The following is a 2,511-nucleotide window of genomic DNA, read 5'->3' as shown; positions in this document are numbered from 1 at the left end:
GAACTTTTACTTGGTGTAAGAATAGGAACGAATTTATAGGCCAATCCATCTAATTGAAGATAATCTTTAAGCCAAATATATTCGTCGTCAGCATTGGCACCACCTGTAAAATAAATAGGTCTAGTCCAATCGTTATGAGCTAAAATATCTAGCATTAATATTCTATGCTTTTGAATGCCTAGCTTGTCAACCTCAATGTCAATATAGGGTACGATTTTATCAGCATCTTTTTGTGGTACAATGTTGTTTCTAAGTACAGCAGCTTTGTCAATTGGAATCCTAATTTTATTCGTAGGATAGTATTTTTCAGGTATACCATCTTCATCTAAATCTAAATAGGTTCTAGAGTCTTTACTAGCTATCCAATTCATAAAAGCCCTAATATCCATAACGGTATCTTTAAACGCAGGGTTAGCAATATGATATGCTACATCTAAAGAACCTGTTTTATAATCGTCATGAACTAATTGTCCAGGGATAGGATCAGCCAAATACGTTTTTCTTTTTTGTTGATCGATATACCAATCAGTTGCAAATAAACTGGTGTTGACTAGTTTAATATCTGTTCTGTAATTTTCAACTTCTTGCATATACCAGAGAGGGAACGTATCATTATCACCAATAGTAAACATAATGGCGTTTTCTTGAGCAGAATCTAAATAAGCTTTTGCATTGTTTCTAGTAGCATATCTGCCTGAACGATCGTGGTCGTCCCAGTTTTGAGACGCCATTAAAGTAGGAACGGCTAATAAGCAAATAACGGATGTGGCAATTGCCAGTGTTTTCGGATTTATTTTGTCTTTAAGTTGCTGATAAATGGCGAGTACGCCAAAACCGATCCACATAGCGAATACATAAAAAGAGCCTACCACGGCATAATCACGTTCACGTGGTTCAAAAGGCTTAGGGTTGGTGTAAAATATAATTGCCAATCCTGTAAATGCAAAAAACAAAAAGAGGATATAGAAATTCTTTTTATCGTATTTAATATGGAATAGGAGTCCGATTAGACCTAAAATTAGTGGAAAAAAGTAATACGTGTTTCTACCTTTATTTTCTTTAACTTCTGCTGGTAAATTATGCTGGGAACCCAATCGCATTTCGTCAATAAAAGTAACACCACTTAACCAGTTTCCATGATTGTCTAAGTTACCTTGAATATCATCTTGTCGTCCTGTAAAGTTCCACATAAAATACCTACCGTACATGTAGCCAAATTGAAAATCAATCATAAAACCTAAATTCTCACCAAAAGTAGGTCTTCGTTTACTGTTGGCGGGTATGCCTGCTATAGCTTTGTAATTGGCTACAACTCCAGGATTTGGGTCAACCATACGCGGTATAAAACCCTTGTTTTTATCTGTATAATTTGGGCGGGCGTCTTTATAGCGGTTTACAATAACATATTTACCAGCTTTTTCGTCCTTTTCATACTTTGGTTTATCATCACGATAAGGATCATTCGGATCTTGTTGACGTGTTTCAGAATAATAAGAATCGTAAAAAATACTGGCATCACCATATTGCTCACGATTATAATAGGCTAGTAATTCTCTAGCACTTGATGGATTGTTTTCGTTAATAGTTGTGTTTGCGTTGGCACGAATTGGCAGCATTACCCATGAAGAAAAACCAATCATAATAAAGAGTAAACATAAAATGATGAGGTTAGCGTGTATTAAATTTTTCTTTCGCGTATGACGAATTGCAAAATAAAATATGGCAATTACAATGAGTCCTGCAATTATACTTCCTGAATTAAAAGGCATTCCCATACTGTTTACAAAAAACAGTTCTGAAGCACTAAAAAATGCTAGCGTGTAAGGGAACAAAAATTTAAAAACAAAAGCCAATACCAAAATGGAAACAATGTTGGCAATGATGAATTTTTTAGAGGTAATATTTTCATACCTTTTATAAAAATAGATAAATACAATAGAAGGAATTACCAATAACGAAAGTATGTGTACACCAAAAGACAAGCCTGCTACAAATGCAATAATAAGCAGCCATTTGTGACCTCTAGGTTTATCCATTTCTGCTTCCCATCGCAAGCCTAACCAAAATAATAGAGCCATTAAAAATGAAGACATGGCATAAACTTCTGCTTCAACTGCACTAAACCAAAAGCTATCAGAAAATGTATATGCTAATGCCCCGACCAGACCGCTACCTAAAATAGCAATGGCGTTACTTTGGTTAATAGTATCATTATTTTTTAGAATTATTTTTTTAGCTAAAATAGTGATGGTCCAGAATAAAAAGAGAATGGTAAAAGCACTAGACAATGCGGACATAAAGTTAGACATCATTGCTATGTTTTCAGGATCTGTGGTAAACATTGCAAAAAATGCACCAAGCATTTGAAATAAGGGTGCTCCAGGAGGATGTCCGACTTCTAATTTAACAGCGGTAGAGATATATTCACCAACATCCCAATAACTAACTGTTGGTTCTAAAGTAAGCGTGTATGTTAATAATGCTATTGCAAATGTTACCCAGCCTAAAATA

General features: G+C 34.8%; 1 protein-coding gene. It reads right to left on the bottom strand.

The window, feature by feature from the left end; all coding sequences use genetic code 11:
- Window positions 1–2,510 (bottom strand): protein O-mannosyl-transferase family (locus tag JBL43_RS20100; protein ID WP_317193476.1); only part of this gene is annotated, 2,510 nt, incomplete at its 3' end.
- Window position 2,511 lies beyond the last annotated feature (1 nt).

This window comes from Aureibaculum flavum, assembly GCF_016406085.1.
In the GTDB taxonomy this organism is placed as follows: domain Bacteria; phylum Bacteroidota; class Bacteroidia; order Flavobacteriales; family Flavobacteriaceae; genus Aureibaculum; species Aureibaculum flavum.
The sequence above is the reverse complement of the archived record's forward strand: the minus strand, read 5'-3'. Positions and strand labels throughout refer to the sequence as shown.